We start from the raw sequence: 18,695 nt of genomic DNA on the forward strand, positions 1-18,695 counted from the left end.
ATGGAAGGGGCGCGAACAGGTGCTGGCCGGCTGGCCAGTTTTGCGCTCGGCATGACCCTGGCCTGTTCGGCCAATGCGTTCACCCCGCTCAGCGGCCCGGTGCTCTCGGCATCCAGCGTGTCGCCCAACGTCGTTATGTTGTTTGACAGCTCTTCGAGCATGGTCATGAACCGCATCGACGGCGATACCCGTCTGAATATCGCCAGGGACGCAGCGAAGGATGTGATCAGCGACAACCGCGACGTACGCTTCGGCCTGTTTACCTTTCGCTCGGGAACCAACGCGCCGGGCGGTCTGTTGCGGGTGCCGGTCGGATCCATTGCGGCAGGCACAGCGACTGGCGAATCACGCTTCAACGCAATCAATTCTGCGCTGGACGATATCAATCCAGGCAGTGGCCGTTCAGGACTAACCTGGACGCCGCTGGCTGAGAGTTATTACGAAGTCACGCGCTACATGCGCGGTCTTCGGGCGTTCTATCCGCAGTCAGATGCCGAGCAGAACCGGGAACAATTCAACAGCCCCGTAGAATACCGCTGCCAGAAGAATTTCGGTCTGGTACTGACTGATGGTCTGCCGACCTACGATAACCAGTTCCCTGCGACGCTGGCTGAAGACCCGGCGGGTAATAATTCGCAGGTGTCTGGTGTATTCAATCTGCCGAACTGGGATGGTGACAGCCAGGGCGATGTAAACAGTCCGAATCCCTCCACCGAAGGCAGCACCTTCTATCTTGATGATATTGCGCGTTTCGCATTGGATACCGATATGCGCAACACTGGCGATGGCACCGACCAGGCCGGCAAAAGCTGGGACGATCCGACCTTTCCAACCCAGAACATGAAGACCTTCACTGTCGGCTTCGCGCTGGATGATTCGCGCCTGCGCGACACGGCGACCGCCGGCGGTGGGAAATACTACACGGCGAGTGACCGGACGGAACTGAAGGAAGCATTGCGCACCGCGTTGCGCGAGATCATGGCCTCGTCCGGTTCCGGTGGCGGAGCGACCGTCGATAGCCAGGTGCTGCAGGCCGGCACCAGCCGCTATTACCAGAGCAAATTTAATCCCAAGGACTGGAGCGGTTCGCTTAGCGCCCATACGTTGAACGCGGAAGGTGAGCCGGGCGCTGTGCTCTGGTCTACTGACTCGACTTTCACACCGGCCAACCGACCTGGCGTATTTCAGACCTGGCGCCTTGCACATGACGCCACCCTTGCTGGTCCGGTGGCGTTGAATGGAGCCACCAGGGCTATGCTGGCGCCGGTGCAACAAACCATTCTTGATAACGCAGCAGTTCAGGCAGGTCTCATTGGTGAGGCTGGCCAGATTCTCCTGAACTGGGTGCGTGGACAGAACGTTGCTGGTCTGCGCGCCCGTACGTCCTTGCTTGGCGATGTCATCAACGCCTCGCCGGTGCTGGTGGCCCGGCACCAGGCGACATCCGGTGCGCCCGCGGCCTATAGGAGCAGTAAGCAGCAACTGATCGAATCGCTCGTAGTGGGTGCGAACGATGGCTTTATCCGCGTATTCGATACCGCTGGTCAGCACCGCTATTCCTTTCTGCCCGCCGGCCTGCATGCCAGCCTGGGTGCACGGGCGCGCAGCGATTATTCCAATGGCAATAATCACCGTTCGGGTGTGGATGGCCGTCTGTCCGTCGCCGACATTCCATTGAGCGATATCTGGTCCACTGTGGCGGCAACCGGATTTGGCGCCGGTGGCAAGGGACTGGCGGCGATCCGGTTGTTCGATGCAACCACCGGCAACAATGCGATCGGCGCGCTGTGGGAAATCAACGCCGCTGATCCAGGCTGGGAAGACCTCGGACATATCTATGCGCAGCCCGTGCTGGCGCGTCTGGATGACCGGAGCGTGCTGATTACTGGAAACGGTTACGGCAGCGCGGCGGGGACCGCATCGTTGCTGGTGATCGATCTTGCAACGGGCGTGTTGATCCGAAAGCTGGACGTTACCAGCCGCGAGGATGCCACCGAGGGGAACGGTCTGTCGGCGCCGGTGTTGCACGATGATGGAAGCGGCAACTACTCAGTGTTCGCTGGCGATCTGCACGGACAGCTGTGGAAATTTGACCTCAGCGACGCTGACAGCACTGACTGGAGCATTGCCCACGGCGGCGTACCGCTATTCACCGCGAACGCGAACCAACCGATCACCGTTCGGCCTCAGGTGCACCGCAGCGCCGACGCCAACGGTTCTCTGGTGTTTTTCGGCACCGGCAAGCTCATGGAGCAGGCCGATCTTACCGATACCTCCTTGCAGAGTTTCTATGCAGTGTTGGACGCGTCCAGTCTTCCGGCTGGCGGGCTTGCACCGGCCAATCTGCAGGCGCAACAGATCGATTCGGCCACCGTCTCGGATGGCGCTGGCGGAACATTCCGTCGAGTGTCGGTAAACCCTGTCGATTGGGCCAGCCAATATGGCTGGCGTCTGCCCTTGATAAGCGGGGCGCAGGCGATCGGTGAAAGGGTAACCCGGGATTTTGCGGTGCGCGATGGCAAGGTCTCTTTCAACACGGGATATATCAAGCCGGACACGGACCCCTGTATGACCCAGGGCGCCGGCTGGCTCATGGTGCTCTCGCTGGATAACGGCAGCATGGCGCCGGGCAAGTTTCTCGATACCAACAATGACAACAACGTCGATAACGATGATGAGCAGGTCGCCGGCAAGGATCTGGATATCGGGCTGCCTGGGGATATCAATATTGTGCGTCGCGAGGACGATCCTGAAATCACTCAGACCGGTTGTGCGCCGGACATCATCCTGGTGCAGGGCTCAAGCGGTGTAGCGGTCGTCACCGCGACCGCCACCTGTCGTTTCGACCGAATCAACTGGCGACAACGGATGTGAGGGAGTACAGATGAAGAACAGAACGCCTGGCTTTACCTTGATCGAGGTAATGATCGTTGTCGCCATTATTGGCATTCTGGCAGCTATCGCTTATCCATCGTATCTGGAGCACGTCCGCCAGACCCGGCGCGCAGAGGTGACAGCTGTTCTGCTGGAGAACGCACAACTGCTCGAGCGACATTACACCCGCCAGGGTGCCTATGACTCGGGAACGGTGACTCTTGGTACCCAGAGTCCTGCCAGTGGGAGTGCAGTGGCGACGATCGGTGCGGCGTTGGGCGCGGAAACCTACACGCTGACTGCTACGGCTGTCTCAGGTGGCATTCTCGACGGTGATGCCTGCGCGGTCTATACGCTCAATCAGGTGGGGCAGCGCACGCCAGCCGATGCCAAATGCTGGCGGCGCTGAAAAACCAGAGGCTCAGGCAGCCGGCTGGGTGCCCTTGGCAGAACCCGGCAGCAGCTGGTTGAGAATGATCGCAACCACGCCACACAGGCTGATGCCCTGCAGATTGATCTCCTCGCTGCCGACGATCAACCCGCCTATGCCGAACACCAGTGTTACCGAGACGATACACAGATTACGCGGCTCCGACAGATCAACCTGGTGGCGGATCAGGGTATTCATGCCAACCACGGCAATCGAGCCGAACAGCAGACATAGAATGCCGCCCATGACCGGCACCGGCATGCTTAACAGGACCGCGCCGAACTTGCTGACAAAGGCCAGACCGATTGCAAAAATCGCGGCCCAGATCATCACCATCGGATTGAAATTGCGCGTCAGCATCACTGCCCCGGTCACTTCCGAGTAGGTTGTATTCGGAGGGCCGCCGAGGCAGGCCGCCGCAGACGTGGCAATCCCGTCGCCGAGCAGGGTGCGTTGCAGGCCGGGTTTGCGCAGATAGTCCTTGCCCGTCACCGACCCGATCGCCAGTACATCGCCGATATGCTCGATGGCTGGTGCGATCGCGACCGGCAACATGAACAGAATCGCGGCAAGCTGGAACTCAGGTGTTACGAACTGGGGAACAGAAAACCAGCTGGCCTCGCCGACCGTGCTGAAATCAACCACGCCAAATAGCCATGACAGGCTGTAGCCCACCAGCACGCCGGCAAGGATTGGCACCAGCCGGAAGATTCCCTTGGCCAGCACTGCCACGGCAATAGTGGTCGCCAGAGACGCCATGGAAATGAGGATGGCGACCGGGTAATCAACCAGTACCGCGCTGCCATCTCCCGCCTTGCCCATCGCCATATTGACCGCGACCGACGCCAGTCCAAGTCCAATCACCATGATCACCGGCCCGACGACCACCGGCGGCAGCAATTTCTGGATAAATCCCGGGCCGCGCAGCCTGACTGCCAGACTCAGCAAGATATAGACAACCCCGGCTGCGAACAGCCCGCCGAGCGTTGCCGGCAAGCCCCAGGTCTGGTTGCTGTAGAGAATGGGTGCGATGAAAGCGAAGCTGGACGCCAGGAACACCGGAATCTGTCGGTGGGTGGTGAACTGGAACATCAGGGTGCCGATACCAGCGGTAAACAAGGCTACGCTGGGGTCCATCCCGGTGATCAATGGCATCAGCACCAGGGCGCCAAAAGCCACGAACAGCATCTGCGAACCAGCTAGCGCGGTGCGCCAGCCGCTGGTTTCAACTCCCTGCATTTAATGAATATCCTTTTGCTTGGTTCCGAAAATCTTGTCGCCAGCATCGCCCAGACCGGGAATGATGTAGCCATGCTCGTTCAAGCGCTGGTCGATCGAGGCAGTATATATTTCCACATCCGGGTGCAGCTCATTTACACGCTTGATGCCTTCCGGCGCAGCGACCAGCACCAGCGCGCGGATCTCCTTGGCACCGGCTTGTTTGAGCAGGTCGATCGTTGCAACCATGGAGCCGCCAGTGGCCAGCATGGGGTCGATGATCAGCGCCCGACGCTGATTCAGTTCGCCCACCAGTTTTTCCAGATAGGTATCGGCTTCCAGCGTTTCTTCATTGCGTGCCAGGCCGATTACGCTGACCCTGGCGCTGGGTATCAGCGACAGGACGCCATCAAGCATGCCGATGCCGGCGCGCAGAATGGGCACGACAGTGATTTTCTTGCCGGACAGTTTTTCCACGGTTACATCACCACACCAGCCGGGGATAACCGCTTCCTCGAGCAGCATGTCCTGCGTGGCTTCGTAGGTCAGCAGTGCGGCGACCTCCTGGGCCAGCTCACGGAAATTCTTGGTGCTTATATCGTCGCGGCGCATCAGCCCAAGTTTGTGGCGAATCAGCGGGTGGCGGATCTCTTTGACTTTCATGGAAGGCTCTCGTGCACGCGGAGGGAAGATGCTTTATAGCTTAGAGTCTGTGTGCATAAGGTCGCAAGCAGAAGGGTAGTGTGGTTGGCGCATCAATGCCTGGTTTCGGCTGCCCTGGCGACTTAAACATGACCTGGATTGATATTCACGCGGGACGGCGATGAGCAGGGCTGGCGAACCTGCGCACGGCGAAACCACGCGTCCGGATGAGCAGTAAACGAGAGCAATTATCTTGCGTTTAACCTGCAGGACCAGTATTTTGCGCCCCTTTCGTACCCCCGGAGAATTGCAATGTCCGTCGATCTTGAACACATCAGGCAAGTCATGGCTGAGGCCGATTGTCTGTTCACCGAGGCTGAAGTACGGGCCGCCATGGATAATATGGCTGCGGAGATGAACGTTCGCCTGGCAGGTAGCAATCCCATCGTTTACAGCGTAATGAACGGGGGCCTGATCATCGCCGGTCAACTGGCTACCCGGTTGAGTTTTCCGCTGGAGCTGAGTTACCTGCACGCGACGCGTTATCGTAACAAGCTGAGCGGCGGTGAGTTGTTCTGGAAAGCCCGCGCCGAACATTCGCTGGTCGACCGCACGGTACTGATTCTGGACGATATTCTCGATGAGGGGCATACCCTCGCGGCGATTGTTGAATACTGCCGCGACGCTGGCGCTGGTGAAGTGCTGACGGCGGTGCTGTTGGACAAGAAGCACGATCGCAAGGCGTACCCTGGTATGCGCGCCGACTTCACCGGTATGGACGTAGAAGACCGTTACATCTTCGGTTTTGGTCTGGATTACAAGGGTTACTGGCGCAACGCGCCGGGTATCTTCGCCCTCAAAGGCCATTGATACCATTGATACCCTAGCGACCGTCTTTGCTCAGGCGGTCGCTGATTCCTGCGCTTGTTCGGCCAGTTCCTCACGGATATATCGGGCCGCCTCTGTCGGCCTGGCCACAAAGCGCCGGCTACCACGTCTCGCTCCCATGCCTGCCCGCTTCAACTTGAGCCTCAGCGGCGCTTTCACGCCGATCAGATAGACCTGAATCCCGCGTTTCTCAAGATCCTGCAGCGCCTTCTGCAAGATCACCAGCGCGCTCATGTCCATGCTCGGTACCGTCTGCATATCGATAGCGAGATAACGAATTGCTTCGTCGTACCGATTCAGGGCGTTCAGTGCCTTGTCCGCGGCGGCAAAGAACAGCGGACCGTTGATTTGATAGAGCGCAACGCTTTCCGGCAGTGCGGCCAGTGCTGCATCGCTGTGTATCGGTTTCTTGCTGCCCTGACTCAGGTCCGCCATGCGTTTGATGAACAGCACCGATGCCAGCAGCAGACCGACGCCAACAGCCAGGACCATATCAAACAGCACGGTCAGCACCAGACAGATGATCAAGACCCAGACATCCTGGCGCGGCCCGATACGCAGCATGTGCATTACGTGGGGCGCCTCGCTCATGTTCCATGCCACGATCAGCAGCATTGCCGCCAGCGAAGCCATCGGCAGATAAGCGAACAGGTCGGCCAGCAACACTACGGCAAGCAGAATGACCAATGCATGGAATACCGCCGCCATCGGCGTACGCGCCCCGGAGCGGACGCTGGTTGCGGTCCGCGCGATAGCCGCTGTCGCGGTGATGCCGCCGAAGAAGGGCACGATCAGATTACCCAGCCCCTGGCCCATCAATTCGGCATTGGGGTCATGGCGGGTATTGGCCATGCCGTCGGCGACCAGCGCGCATAGCAGGGACTCGATGGCACCGAGCATGGCAACCGCGAGCGCTGCGGGCAATAACTCCCGCAGCAGATTGAAATCCACCGCTAGCGGCTGGCCGTCTGCGCCGGGTAAGGTCCAGGGCAAGACCCAATGCGGGGCGATGGGCGGGATGCCCGCGTGGGTTACTCCGTCCGTCACATAACTGAAGCGTGAACCGAGGGTGTCCACTGATAGACCGAAACGCATCAGCCCAAGCGCGAGCAACGCACCGGCCAGCAAAGCGACCAGATGACCGGGGATCTTGCGTGTCACGCGGGGCCAGAGTATCAGTACTCCAAGCGTAACGATGCCGACCAGGGTGTCGCCGGTCTGGATACTCGGGAGTGCCTGCACCAGCGCCTGCAGTTGATCGACGTAGCTTTCGTGCTGACCAACGCTCTGCAGGCCGAAGAAGTCCTTGATCTGCAAGGTGGCGATGACCACGCCAATGCCTGCGGTGAAGCCCATTACCACCGGATAGGGCACCACCTGGATCAGGCTGCCCATTCGCGCCAGCCCCAGCGCAAGCAGGATCAGCCCGGACAGGGCACTGACCACCAGAAGCCCCCCCATCCCGTACTGCTGGGTGATGGGCAACAGAATCACCACGAAGGCGGCGGTAGGGCCTGAAATGTTGAATCGCGAGCCGCCGGTCAGCGCAATGATCAGCCCGCCGATAATGCCGGTGTAAAGCCCGTGTTGCGGAGCAACGCCCACGGCGATGGCCAAGGCCATGCCCAGCGGAATGGCTATGATGCCGACGGTGACGCCGGCGAGCAGGTCGCCGCGTAGCGTCTGGAGGGTATATCCCTGTTTGATGCTTTCGCGCATCGCCGCGAAGAGGGGCAGGCGGCCTGAACCAGTGCGAGCCATAAAATGTCCTGTCGTGCCTGATCGGTGCTTGGAGCAGCTCTGATCAAAGTTCATCCTTTTAGCCAGGAAGCACTCATAGCATACTCTTCCGGGGCTCTGTCTGGAGCAAAGCGCCAGGGATGTGCGGATTTACCGCAGGGCCGCGTTCCTGCTCAGGCACAATATTGGCGAGCGAGCCCTGTTGCGGCAGGACGATGCTGGTGGGGGCTGGTTGGTCTGGTTACAATTGCGCTCCCTGAACACTGTGCAACGAGGTTTCCGTGCGTAAAGACAAGCAGAAGGTAGTCGGTGAACCGATTACAGACGAACAGGTTGCGGTTTTTTTACAGGCAAGGCCATTCGATACCAATGAGTCGGTGGAACTGCATATCCTGACCAAAGCGTATCGTGGTTTGCGGGCGGAGGATTTTCAGCGCTTTCTGGAGATGTTTCGCGCTGAAGGTTATGACATCAATGCCACCGACGCACAGGGTCGGACTTTTCTCAGTACGCTGCGCGATCACGCCCAGGCTGAGGATTACATTGTCGCCCTCGAGGCTGCTGGCGCGCGGTAAAAGCTGTTTTTCAGGTCGGGTTTGTCGTGCTGTCAGTCTGCCACTGGCGATGGTCATCAGCTATGCTGTGAACCCCGGCGTAGCAACCAGGCTGACCGCCGCCCGGGACATCAACAATCGAATTTGAGGAGTGCCGTGTCATGTTGAAACCTGTGGGTATGCTGGCTGTATTCGCTCTGGCTCTGACGTTGGTGGGCTGCGCCCATAGTCCACAGCAGCTCAGCGTGCAGCCCAGGGTTCAGGTCGCCCTGAATCCCGTTGCAGGCAATCAGCCGGTGGCGGTTACTGTGCAAGACACGCGGTCTTCCACTGTGCTCGGCACGCGCGGCGGTATTTATCCCAATTCCAGTAACCTGACCCTGAGTGACAAGTCGATCCCTGCCATCCGTCAGGAAGTCGAACAATCGCTACGCCAGCTGGGGTTCGTCGTGGTTCAACCCGGTTCAGCCGGTGCCAATAACCTGACAGTCAACCTCGCCGAGCTTAGCTACCGCTCACCCAGCGACGGGGCTTATGTCACCCAGGCTGACATCGGTGCAGTGTTCACTGCTGAGGCGCGGGGTGGCGATCAGGTCTACAACGGACGCTACAGCGCATCTGCCCAGCATCGTTTCGGTTACGCACCTAATCAGGCTACCAATACCAAGCTGGTTTCCGAAGTGCTGAGCGATGCCTTGTCGCGGGTGTTCCGCGATCAGGAAATCGTCCGCGTTCTTCAGCGCTAGGGTCTCTCCCCGTAGACAGGCCTGATTAACGGCGTGAACAAAAAAGCCAGACCCTGAGGTCTGGCTTTTTTGTGGGTGGCTTCCAACGGCCCGCTTACCCCTTCTCGGGTGGCGGCGTCATGGTCGGAGATGGCTGGAGCATCACGTCGTGCTCAGCCATGTTCCAGGGCAGTGAGCCGGGCGAGATATGCAGGAAGTGCAGGTAGCGCTCGAAGTGATCGAGAATGTCGCCGATTATTTCCTGCTGATCGTAACCGTAAATATCGTAGGTCTGCCCGCCGCGACGGAGGAAGACCTCGGCGCGGTAGTAGTGCGCTTCGAGGGCGCTATCCGTGGCGGCTACTTCAGGAAAAGCATAGTCCGGGCGAGCATATTCACGGATGCGGATCTCATAGATGAAATCGGTCTGGCCTGGCTTGACGACTTCAATATAGGCACGTCCCAAATCGGAATCGTGGTTCGCTTCGGCTGGCCAGCCCTGGTCGGCCAGATTGCTGGCCAGCCGTTGCATGGCTGGGAACACCGTTTGCGCGATGAACTGCTCGACCTCGTTCTTCTCGGGGAAATTGACGATCCCCGCGACACGCTTCTTCCACAACGAGGCCCTATTGCCCTGTGAATGCCGGCTGGTTTGCATGTGATGGATCAGGCTCTGGTCGCGGTGTCCCTCGATCACCAACGCCCGCCACATTCCCACAGCGGATATCAGCATGATGATGGCAAAGGGCAAGGCGCTGGCGATGGTCATGGTCTGCAATGCGCTCAAGCCGCCCGCCAGAAGCAGGGTAGCTGCCACCGCACCTTCCAGAATGGCCCAGAACGCCCGTTGCCAGGCCGGGGTCGCGAGCACGCCGCCGGATGCCAGCGAGTCGATCACCAGGGATCCCGAGTCCGAGGAGGTAACGAAGAAGGTGATGATCAGCAGTACCGTCAGGAAAGACACAATCGAGGTGAACGGCAGACGCTCGAACAACTTGAACAGCGCGATCGCGTTATCGTTCTGTACTTCCGTGATCAACGCCGTGTAGCCCTCGTTCATGATCAGGTGCAATGCGGTGTCGCCGAAGATGGAGAACCACATGAAGGTGAAAATACTCGGCACCAGCATGACGCCTACTACGAACTGGCGGATGGTACGTCCGCGGCTGATCTTGGCGATAAACAACCCGACAAAGGGCGCCCAGGCAATGGTCCAGCCGAAGATAAACAGCGTCCAGTTGCCGATCCAGTCAGAGCGCGTATAGGCCTGAAGATTGAAGGTTCGCTCGATAATGTTATTCAGGTAGCTGCCGGTGTTCTGCAGGAAGGTTTCCAGGATAAACACCGAAGGGCCAACCAGAAAAACGAAAATCATCAGGGCAACGGCCAGCACCATATTCAATATTGAGAGGTTTTTTACGCCCTTGTCGAGGCCCGCTACCACCGAGATCAGCGCCAGCATGGTAATCACCGCAATGGTGATGATCTGTACCGTGATGGATACCGGTACCTCCGGCCAGAGATAATTCATCCCTGCGTTAATCTGCGTGACCGACAGCCCCAGCGTGGTGGCGATGCCGAACAGCGTGCCCAGAATGGCGAACACGTCCACGGTGTGGCCGATCGGGCCATGGATGCGCTCACCAATCAGCGGGTACAGGGCCGATCGCATGGACAGTGGCAAGCCATGACGGAAGGCGAAGTACGCCAGAACCAGGCCAACCAGGCCGTAAATCGCCCAGATATGAAAGCCCCAGTGGAAGAAGGCGATCTGAAGGGCTTGCTTGGCTGCATCAACCGTTTCCGCCGCGCCCGCCGGGGGCGAGGCATAGTGCAGCACCGGTTCGGCCACACCGAAGAACAACAGGGCAATACCGTAGCCGGCTGAAAACAGCATGGCGAACCAGGCCGGGAAGCTGTATTGCGGCTCAGCATGGTCGGGGCCCAGTTTGATATGCCCCCAGTTGCTGAATGCGATCGCCGTGATAAATACCAGGAAACAGGCAACCGAGAGCATATAGAACCAGCCAAAGGTGGTGTTGATATACGTCAGGGTTGCGGCGAAGGCGTCGCCTGCCAGGTCCGGGTTGCTGACGGTGCCGATTACCAGTAACAGGGTCACGACCACGGCGGGTATGAAAACGGGGAAAAGGATGGTCGACTTCCAGGCGGATTGTTCAGCCTTCATTGGAGTTTTTCCTTGTAGTCAATTCGGAAGGGTGAGCGCGCGATACGTAATCCTCTCGTGATTTGTGACAGCCAAGCGGCATCAGACGTTCAGAAAGCCGTCGGTGCGCGAGTGCAAGTGAGTATAGCGGGTGCTTCCGGCGATACTGGCAGCGGCTAATCAGGACTCTTCACAGGTTTCAATCTTGACCCGGACTGTCCCTGCCTTGGTCATGCCGATTTCCCTGGCTGCCCGCAGCGACAGGTCGATCACCCGCTTACCGCTATAGGGGCCGCGGTCGGTGATTTCCACCATTACGCTGCGCTGGTTCTGTCGATTGGTGACGCAAACGAGGGTGCCGAACGGCAGGGTCGGGTGGGCCGCGGTCAGTCGGGTCTGGTCGTAGATGGCGCCGCTGGCGGTACGCCGGCCATGCAGCTGGGAGGAGTAATAGGAGGCTCTGCCTGTTTCGGTATAACTGTCGAGGCTGCTGGGCGAAGCGTCCTCGAGCGGCCCGTTGCTGGCGCAGGCAACCGCGGGAATCAGCACAAGCGCCGCGAGAAATCGGCGCATGGCTGGCGTACCGCAGCGGGACCGCCCGGCACTCCTGTGCAGGAGTGCCGACCTGCCCTCAGTCATCGAGCTTCTGCTTCAACAATTGATTGACCTGTTGCGGGTTGGCCTTGCCCTTCGAAGCCTTCATGGCCTGGCCGACAAAGAACCCGAACATCTTGCCGCGCTTGGCTTCATCGCTGGCGCGATACTGCTCCACCTGCTCGGCATTGGCGGCCAGCACTTCGTCGAGCATGGCTTCGATCGCGCCGCTGTCGGTGACCTGCTTCAAGCCCTTGGCTTCGATGATCTGATCCGCATCGCCTTCACCCTTGGCCATCGCTTCAAAGACCATCTTGGCGATCTTGCCGGAAATGGTGTTGTCCTTGATGCGCAGAATCATGCCGCCCAGCTGGCTGGCGCTGACCGGCGTCTGATCGATTTCGAGACCTTCCTTGTTGAGCAGGCTGGATAGTTCGCCCATGACCCAGTTGGCAGCCAGCTTGGCATCGCCACAGACGCGCTGGACTTCCTCGAAATAATCGGCCATTTCCCGGCTGGCAGACAGCACGCTGGCGTCGTAAACCGACAGACCAAACTCGCTCTGGAAACGCTCACGCTTCTGCTGCGGCAGCTCCGGCAGCTCGCCGCGCACTTCTTCGATAAAGGCGGGCTCGATCACCACAGGCAACAGGTCGGGATCCGGGAAGTAGCGGTAATCGTTGGCTTCTTCCTTGCTGCGTATGGAGCGCGTTTCGTCCTTGTTCGGGTCATACAGTCGGGTTTCCTGGATGACCGTGCCGCCGTCCTCGATCAGCTCGATCTGGCGCTGCACCTCGGTATTGATGGCCTTCTCGATGAAGCGGAACGAGTTGACGTTCTTGATCTCGCAACGTGTACCGAATTCTTCCTGCCCTTTGGGGCGTATGGAGACGTTGCAATCACAGCGCAGCGAGCCTTCGGCCATGTTGCCGTCGCAGATACCCAGGTAGCGCACCAGCGAGTGAATAGTGCGGGCGTAGGCGACGGCTTCCTTGGCGCTGCGCATATCGGGTTCGGAAACGATCTCCAGCAAGGGTGTGCCGGCGCGGTTGAGGTCGATGCCGCTCATGCCCTGGAAGTCTTCATGCAGACTCTTGCCGGCGTCTTCTTCCAGGTGCGCGCGGGTGACGCCGACGCGCTTGATGCTGCCATCGTCCAGGGTGATGTCGAGAAATCCCTTGCCGACGATGGGCAGATCCATCTGGCTGATCTGATAACCCTTGGGCAGGTCGGGGTAGAAGTAGTTCTTACGCGCGAACACGTTGGTCATGCCGATCTCGGCATTGATCGCCAGGCCGAACTTGACCGCATTGCGGACCGCCTGCTGGTTCAATACCGGCAGGGTGCCGGGCATGCCCAGGTCTACCAGGCTGGCCTGCACGTTGGGTTCGGCGCCGAAGGTGGTCGAGCTACCCGAGAAGATCTTCGAGGCGGTAGTGAGCTGAGCGTGAATCTCCAGCCCGATAACGATTTCCCATTGCATCTTTAATATTCCTCAGAAATTCCGTGGCGCCGGTTGCCGCTCCTGGCGGGGACCAAGGCAACCCGGCTCCGCCATAACTCAATAACCTTGCGGTGCGCGGGTGTGCCAGTCGGTGACCTGCTGGTACTGGTGCGCAATGTTTAGCAGGCGCGCTTCGCTGAAATACGGGCCGAGCAACTGCATGCCCAGCGGCAAGCCATTGGCGAAACCGGCGGGCAAAGCGATGCCAGGCACCCCAGCCAGGTTGGCGGTGATGGTGTAGATGTCAGTGAGGTACAGGCTGACCGGGTCGTCGATTTTCTCGCCAATGCGGAACGCCGGCGTCGGTGAGGTCGGGCAGAGAATGACGTCGACCTGCTCATAGGCGGCCATGAAGTCAGTCTTGATCAGCCGTCGGATTTTCTGCGCCTTGAGGTAATAGGCATCGTAATAGCCAGCAGACAGCGCATAGGCGCCGACCATGATGCGCCGCTTCACCTCGTTGCCGAAGCCTTCGCTGCGCGAACGCTTGTACAGATCGGTGAGATCGGCGGGATTCTCGCAGCGGTAACCGAAACGCACGCCATCGAAGCGCGACAGGTTCGAGGAGGCTTCTGCCGGCGCGATGACGTAATAGGCCGGAATGGCCAGTTCGGCGTTGGGCAGGCTGATCTCGCGAATTTCTGCGCCCAGGGCTTCGAACTCCTTGACCGCCTGTTGAATGGCCTCGGCGGTGGCGGCATCCAGGCCACCGGCGAAGTATTCCTTCGGCAGGCCGATGCGCAGACCCTTGAGCGAGTCATTCAGGCTGGCGGAATAGTCGGCGACTGGCTCGTCGACGCTGGTGGAATCTTTTTCGTCAAAGCCAGCCATGACCTGCATCATCAACGCGCAGTCCTCCGCGGTGCGTGCCATCGGGCCGCCCTGGTCGAGGCTTGAGGCATAGGCAATCATGCCCCAGCGCGAGACGCGGCCGTAGGTCGGCTTGAGGCCGGTCAATGCAGTAAAGCCGGCGGGCTGGCGAATCGAGCCACCGGTATCGGTGCCGGTCGCTGCCGCGCACAGGCGTGCCGCCACTGCAGAGGCCGAGCCGCCGGAGGAGCCGCCGGGTACGCGGTCGGTATCCCAGGGGTTGCGGGTCGGACCGTAATAGCTGGATTCGCTGGACGAGCCCATGGCGAACTCATCCATGTTGGTCTTGCCGAGCATGACCGTACCAGCATCGAGAAAGCGCGAAGTCACGGTGGATTCGTAGGGCGCGATGAAATTGTCGAGCATCTTCGAGCCGCAGCTGGTGCGCACGCCCTGGGTGCAGAACAGGTCCTTGTGCGCCAGCGGTATGCCGGTGAGCGGGCCGGCATTACCGGCGGCGAGGCGGGCATCCGCCGCGCGCGCCTGTTCCAGCGCCAGTTCGGGGGTAACGGTAATGTAACTATTAAGAGTGCTATCGAACCGCGCGATACGATCAAGATAATGCTGGGTCAGCTCGACGCTTGAGATCGACTTGCTCTGCAGGGCCTGTGATAACTCGGCCAGGGATTTCTCGTGCATGAAAGGTGTTCTCCGGGGGCGCGGCGGTTATTCGATCACCTGAGGGACCAGATACAGGCCGTCTTCGGTAGCGGGGGCAATGGCCTGGTAGGCGTCACGCTGGTTGGTCTCGGTGACCGCATCCGGGCGCAGGCGCTGAGTGGTTTCCAGCGGGTGGGCCAGCGGGGCAACGCCGTCGGTATTCACCTCCTGCATGCGATCGATCAGATCCATGACGCCGGCCAGTTTGGCGGTAAACGCAGTGGCATCCGCGTCGTCAATGGCGATACGGGCAAGATGGGCGACGTTCTCCACCTCTTTACGTTCTAGTGCCATGTTCTGTTCTCCGTGAAACCTGGGCGCGGACCGGCGCAATAGGGCCGATGCGCCAATCTGTGAATGGCTGTAGCCGAGCCCGGACAAAGCGGCGAATTTACCATAGACGCGCCTTGCCCAAAAACCCCGCCGTTGTTAGAGTTGCGACACTTCAGGAAGTACCGACCAGTTGGCTTGTCAGTTCATATTTGTCCTGTCGCCGGGAGGCCGTTCAACTTCAGGCCAGTGGGCGTTTGCCGTGGGCCCAGGCAACTTGTCAGTACTTCTTTTACATTTAACCCACCCGCACCGGGGTATATTCAACGCATGTTCAAAAAAATACGCGGCATGTTTTCCAGTGATTTGTCCATTGACCTGGGCACTGCCAATACACTGATATATGTTCGTGACCGCGGCATTGTACTGGATGAGCCATCCGTCGTGGCCATCCGCACCCATGGAAATCAGAAAAGTGTTGTAGCCGTCGGCACGGAAGCCAAACGCATGCTCGGCCGCACCCCCGGCAACATTCAGGCAATCCGTCCGATGAAGGACGGCGTCATCGCCGACTTCAGCGTCTGCGAAAAGATGCTGCAGTACTTCATCAACAAGGTGCACGAAAACAGCTTCATCCAGCCGAGCCCGCGCGTGCTGATCTGTGTTCCGGTCAAGTCCACCCAGGTCGAGCGTCGCGCTATTCGCGAATCGGCGCTGGGTGCTGGCGCACGTGAAGTGTTCCTGATCGAGGAACCCATGGCCGCAGCGATCGGTGCCGGCTTGCCGGTTGAGGAAGCGCACGGTTCCATGGTCGTCGACATCGGCGGCGGTACCACTGAAATCGCCCTGATCTCGCTGAATGGCGTGGTGTACGCCGAATCGGTCCGCGTCGGCGGTGATCGCTTCGACGAAGCCATTGTGACCTACGTCCGTCGCAATTACGGCAGCCTGATCGGCGAAGCCACGGCCGAGCGCATCAAGCAGGAAATCGGCGTTGCCTTCCCTGGCGGTGAAATTCTTGAGGTGGACGTGCGTGGCCGCAATCTGGCCGAGGGCGTGCCACGCGCCTTCACGCTGAACTCCAATGAAGTGCTCGAGGCCTTGCAGGAGTCCCTGGCGACCATCGTTCAGGCAGTGAAAAGCGCACTTGAGCAGTCTCCGCCAGAACTGGCGTCTGACATCGCCGAGCGCGGCTTGATCATCACCGGTGGCGGCGCGCTGCTGCGTGACCTCGACAAACTGCTGACCCAGGAAACCGGTCTGCCGGTGATCATCGCCGAAGAGCCGCTGACCTGCGTCGCACGTGGCGGTGGCAAGGCGCTGGAGATGATGGACCGCCACAATATGGACTTGCTCTCCACCGAGTAAACCGACGCACTGTTCACCAGGCCTTGGTCCCTGTCATGCCGGTGTTGCATGATAGGGACCAGCAACGACTGGCTCAGCGTCGCGGCAGCAGGAGCCGCACAGGTTTATGAGGAGTGCACCATCAAACCGCTGTTCATCAAAGGCCCTTCACTGGGCGTTCGTTTACTGGCGCTGACGGTGTTGTCGGTGGCGCTGATGGTGACTGACGCCAGGCTGAACGTGCTGCAGCCGGTGCGCGCCCAGCTCGGCATGATCCTGATGCCTATCTATTACGTCGCCGAGCTGCCGGTTCGCGCCTGGGAAAATGTGCATACCCAACTCACCAGCCGTGCCGATCTGATTGCCGAAAACCAGCGCCTGCGCGCCGAATCCTTGCTGACCCAGCGCAAACTACAGAAACTCGCGGCCCTGACCGAGCAGAACGTGAGGCTGCGTGAGCTGCTGAACTCCTCCTCGCTGGTCGACGAACGCGTGCTGGTAGCTGAATTGGTCGGGGTTGACCCCAATCCCTTTACCCAACGCATCATGATCGACAAGGGCGAACGCGACGGCGTCTTTCTTGGCCAACCCGTGCTTGATGCCACTGGTCTGATGGGACAAGTGGTCGAGGTGATGCCGTTCAATTCGCGCGTACTGCTGCTGACGGATGTCTCCCACAGCCTGCCGGTGCAGGTCAATCGCAATGGTCTGCGCGCGATGGCGACCGGGACCGGGAACAACGACTGGCTTGAACTTCGCCATGTCAGCGACACGGCAGATATTCGCATTGGCGACATCATGGTCAGTTCGGGGTTGGGGCAGCGCTTTCCGGCCGGTTATCCGGTTGGCCGCGTCATCTCGGTCGAACAGGACCCTGCCGAGCCTTTCTCCATCGTCAAGGTTGCCCCGACTGCCCAGCTCAATCGCAGCCGTTACCTGCTTTTGGTGTTCAGTCCGGAAAGTGCCTATGGCGATGTGTTCCCTGTGTTGAGCCTGGAACCTGAGGCACCGCCGGATCAGGCGGTTGCCGCGCCTGAACAGCCTGAACAGCCTGACATTCCTGGCGAATCAAGCGAATCAAGCGAATCAAGCGAAGCCGGCGAGGAGGGCAGCAACGATGCGCCATAGCCTGGTTGTCGGCTTTACCGTTCTGCTGGCGCTGCTGCTGAGTGTCATGCCCATGCCCGAGCCGTTCGGCTTTGGTCGGCCTATGTGGCTGGCGATGACAGTCGCTTTCTGGGTGATGGTTCTGCCGCACAGGATCGGCCTGGTGATGGCCTGGTTTGCCGGCCTGGCCTCCGACGTACTATACGGCGAACTGTTCGGCCAGCATGCCCTGGTCATGACGCTGGTCGCGACCATGGTGCTGTTGCTTTATCAGCGCATCCGGCGTTTTCCATTGTGGCAACAGAGCCTGGTAATGCTGCCCGTGTTCGGCGTCGCCCAGTTGCTGCTGTTGTGGCTGAACAGCCTGGCCGGCAGTCGACCGCCGATTCTCCTGCTGCTGTTACCGGCTCTGGTCAGCGCTTTGCTGTGGCCGTGGGCTTGTGCCTTCCTGGATATTTTCCGGCGCCGCTTCCATGTCGTCTGATACGGCTTCTGTGCTGGCGTCCGATAATGGCTGCGGCCTGCTTTATTTGGCTTCGGCCTCGCCACGCCGTCGCGAATTACTCTCACAGATCGGTGTGCCAGTCTGCGTGATACCGTCGGAGATTGACGAAACGGCCTTGCCTGGCGAATTGCCCCTGACGTATGTCGAACGCGTCACGCATGACAAGGTGCGTGCGGGTGTTGCAAAGGCACCCGACGGGGCGGTCGTGCTGGCGGCAGACACCGCCGTAGTGCTGGGGAACAGCATATTGGGCAAGCCGGCCGACCGTGCGCAGGGCCTGGCGATGCTGGACGATCTGTCAGGTCGGGCCCACAGTGTGATTACCAGCGTAGCGGTATGCCGGGGCGATGACTTACGTTTGGCAAGCGTCGAGACCCAGGTGTGGTTTCGCCAGCTGTCCGAGGCCGAAAAGAGCGCATACTGGGATACCGGCGAGCCGGCCGACAAGGCTGGCGGTTATGCCATTCAAGGGTTGGGCGCAATATTCATCGAGCGCATTGAGGGCAGCTACAGTGCGGTGGTAGGGCTGCCTCTGATGGAAACCGCAGCACTGCTGCAGGCATTCGGGATTGCCTGTTGGCAAGCGCGCTGACACAGGCA

17 protein-coding genes are annotated in these 18,695 nt (G+C 59.8%); 9 read left to right on the forward strand and 8 right to left on the reverse strand.

Annotated elements, in window-relative coordinates; genetic code table 11:
- A complete protein-coding gene (locus G3M63_RS07450; RefSeq protein ID WP_163982374.1) occupies positions 1-2,874 on the forward strand; it encodes a pilus assembly protein in 2,874 nt (957 codons plus the stop codon).
- A 10-nt stretch (positions 2,875-2,884) separates the two neighbouring features.
- Complete coding sequence (locus tag G3M63_RS07455; protein ID WP_163982376.1) at positions 2,885-3,283, forward strand: type IV pilin protein; 399 nt, start codon at positions 2,885-2,887, stop codon at positions 3,281-3,283.
- A 12-nt stretch (positions 3,284-3,295) separates the two neighbouring features.
- On the opposite strand, the gene G3M63_RS07460 is transcribed toward G3M63_RS07455, so the two are convergent.
- Both G3M63_RS07460 and upp read right to left on the reverse strand, forming a co-directional pair.
- Positions 3,296-4,543: a uracil-xanthine permease family protein gene (locus G3M63_RS07460; protein WP_150301355.1), complete on the reverse strand. Its 1,248-nt coding sequence runs from the start codon at positions 4,541-4,543 to the stop codon at positions 3,296-3,298.
- Positions 4,544-5,185, reverse strand: a complete 642-nt coding sequence (upp, locus tag G3M63_RS07465) for a uracil phosphoribosyltransferase (protein WP_150301354.1) — start codon at positions 5,183-5,185, stop codon at positions 4,544-4,546.
- Between the two features lie 291 nt (positions 5,186-5,476).
- Here upp and G3M63_RS07470 point away from each other — a divergent pair, with 291 nt between their 5' ends.
- Positions 5,477-6,034: a hypoxanthine-guanine phosphoribosyltransferase gene (locus G3M63_RS07470; RefSeq protein ID WP_150301353.1), complete on the forward strand. Its 558-nt coding sequence runs from the start codon at positions 5,477-5,479 to the stop codon at positions 6,032-6,034.
- A 30-nt stretch (positions 6,035-6,064) separates the two neighbouring features.
- On the opposite strand, the gene dauA is transcribed toward G3M63_RS07470, so the two are convergent.
- Positions 6,065-7,813 (reverse strand): C4-dicarboxylic acid transporter DauA, encoded by a 1,749-nt coding sequence (gene dauA / locus G3M63_RS07475; protein WP_163982378.1) that lies wholly within the window; start codon positions 7,811-7,813, stop codon positions 6,065-6,067.
- Positions 7,814-8,073: 260 nt separating this feature from the next.
- Between dauA and G3M63_RS07480 the strand changes: the two genes are divergently transcribed.
- Both G3M63_RS07480 and G3M63_RS07485 read left to right on the forward strand, forming a co-directional pair.
- A complete protein-coding gene (locus G3M63_RS07480) occupies positions 8,074-8,367 on the forward strand; it encodes a PA4642 family protein (RefSeq protein WP_163982380.1) in 294 nt (97 codons plus the stop codon).
- 140 nt (positions 8,368-8,507) lie between these two features.
- On the forward strand, positions 8,508-9,092 hold the full coding sequence (locus tag G3M63_RS07485) for a YajG family lipoprotein (protein WP_163982382.1): 585 nt from the start codon (positions 8,508-8,510) through the stop codon (positions 9,090-9,092).
- A gap of 94 nt (positions 9,093-9,186) precedes the next feature.
- Here G3M63_RS07485 and G3M63_RS07490 read toward each other — a convergent pair whose 3' ends face one another.
- The 5 genes from G3M63_RS07490 to gatC all read right to left on the reverse strand — a co-directional run bounded on the left by G3M63_RS07490 (position 9,187) and on the right by gatC (position 15,160).
- On the reverse strand, positions 9,187-11,259 hold the full coding sequence (locus tag G3M63_RS07490; protein ID WP_150301349.1) for a BCCT family transporter: 2,073 nt from the start codon (positions 11,257-11,259) through the stop codon (positions 9,187-9,189).
- A 159-nt stretch (positions 11,260-11,418) separates the two neighbouring features.
- Positions 11,419-11,811 carry a septal ring lytic transglycosylase RlpA family protein gene (locus G3M63_RS07495; RefSeq protein ID WP_163982383.1) on the reverse strand — a complete coding sequence of 131 codons (393 nt, stop codon included), beginning with the start codon at positions 11,809-11,811 and terminating at the stop codon, positions 11,419-11,421.
- A gap of 58 nt (positions 11,812-11,869) precedes the next feature.
- A complete protein-coding gene (gene gatB / locus G3M63_RS07500) occupies positions 11,870-13,315 on the reverse strand; it encodes an Asp-tRNA(Asn)/Glu-tRNA(Gln) amidotransferase subunit GatB (protein WP_163982385.1) in 1,446 nt (481 codons plus the stop codon).
- A 78-nt stretch (positions 13,316-13,393) separates the two neighbouring features.
- The gene (gene gatA / locus G3M63_RS07505) at positions 13,394-14,845 is read right to left on the reverse strand and encodes an Asp-tRNA(Asn)/Glu-tRNA(Gln) amidotransferase subunit GatA (RefSeq protein WP_163982387.1); all 1,452 of its coding nucleotides are present in this window, start codon (positions 14,843-14,845) and stop codon (positions 13,394-13,396) included.
- 27 nt (positions 14,846-14,872) lie between these two features.
- A complete protein-coding gene (gene gatC, locus G3M63_RS07510; protein WP_150301346.1) occupies positions 14,873-15,160 on the reverse strand; it encodes an Asp-tRNA(Asn)/Glu-tRNA(Gln) amidotransferase subunit GatC in 288 nt (95 codons plus the stop codon).
- Positions 15,161-15,466: 306 nt separating this feature from the next.
- Here gatC and G3M63_RS07515 point away from each other — a divergent pair, with 306 nt between their 5' ends.
- Genes G3M63_RS07515 through G3M63_RS07530 form a run of 4 tightly spaced genes read left to right on the forward strand, consistent with a single transcriptional unit; the run spans position 15,467 to position 18,687 of the window.
- The gene (locus G3M63_RS07515) at positions 15,467-16,504 is read left to right on the forward strand and encodes a rod shape-determining protein (protein ID WP_150301345.1); all 1,038 of its coding nucleotides are present in this window, start codon (positions 15,467-15,469) and stop codon (positions 16,502-16,504) included.
- Between the two features lie 48 nt (positions 16,505-16,552).
- Positions 16,553-17,611, forward strand: a complete 1,059-nt coding sequence (mreC, locus tag G3M63_RS07520) for a rod shape-determining protein MreC (RefSeq protein ID WP_163982388.1) — start codon at positions 16,553-16,555, stop codon at positions 17,609-17,611.
- Positions 17,601-18,074 carry a rod shape-determining protein MreD gene (gene mreD, locus G3M63_RS07525; protein ID WP_150301343.1) on the forward strand — a complete coding sequence of 158 codons (474 nt, stop codon included), beginning with the start codon at positions 17,601-17,603 and terminating at the stop codon, positions 18,072-18,074. Before mreC ends, mreD begins: the two co-directional genes overlap by 11 nt.
- The gene (locus tag G3M63_RS07530; protein WP_163982390.1) at positions 18,064-18,687 is read left to right on the forward strand and encodes a nucleoside triphosphate pyrophosphatase; all 624 of its coding nucleotides are present in this window, start codon (positions 18,064-18,066) and stop codon (positions 18,685-18,687) included. Before mreD ends, G3M63_RS07530 begins: the two co-directional genes overlap by 11 nt.
- Positions 18,688-18,695: the final 8 nt, after the last annotated feature.

Source organism: Pseudomonas sp. OIL-1 (genome assembly GCF_010669185.1).
In the GTDB taxonomy this organism is placed as follows: domain Bacteria; phylum Pseudomonadota; class Gammaproteobacteria; order Pseudomonadales; family Pseudomonadaceae; genus Halopseudomonas; species Halopseudomonas profundi.